The 471-nt window shown below is 59.0% G+C and carries 1 pseudogene; it reads right to left on the bottom strand.

Annotated elements, in window-relative coordinates:
• A pseudogene (gene inhA, locus J5M56_RS24975) lies at positions 1-321 on the bottom strand (isonitrile hydratase); the annotation flags it as partial.
• Between the last annotated feature and the right edge of the window lie 150 nt (positions 322-471).

Consider the following 471-nt stretch of genomic DNA (forward strand, 5'->3'; position numbering starts at 1 on the left):
GAGCACCAGCGAGCCGGTGCACACCGATGTCACGTAACGTGCCTGCGCGGCCTGGCGTTTGATGAAATCCAGCGTCTGCTGATCTTCCATCAGCGGTCCGACGCCACTGCCGCCGGGCACGCAGATTACGTCCAGATCCGGGCAATCCTCAAAGGTCGTAGTCGGTTTCAGCAGCAGGCCGGTGCTGGCCGTCACCGGCATCAGGTCCTTCCAGATCAGGTGCACCTGCACGCCGGGCAACGAGGCGAGTACGTCGTAAGGGCCGGTCAGGTCGAGTTGCTGAACCTGCGGGAATAACAGAAAACCGATCTGCAGCGTCATCGTTCTTGCTCCGTTGAAAGAAGTGGACGACTGCACTGTAGGCGCGTAGGTTCTGGCGCATACGCCAATCACCCCACGAATTACGCCAAATGCCTAAAGCCATTCACGTCCTCGCGTTTGCCAATATGCAGATTCTTGATGTCACCGGGC

It is taken from the genome of Pseudomonas sp. 51_B (genome assembly GCF_017491595.1).
Classification (GTDB): Bacteria; Pseudomonadota; Gammaproteobacteria; order Pseudomonadales; family Pseudomonadaceae; genus Aquipseudomonas; species Aquipseudomonas promysalinigenes.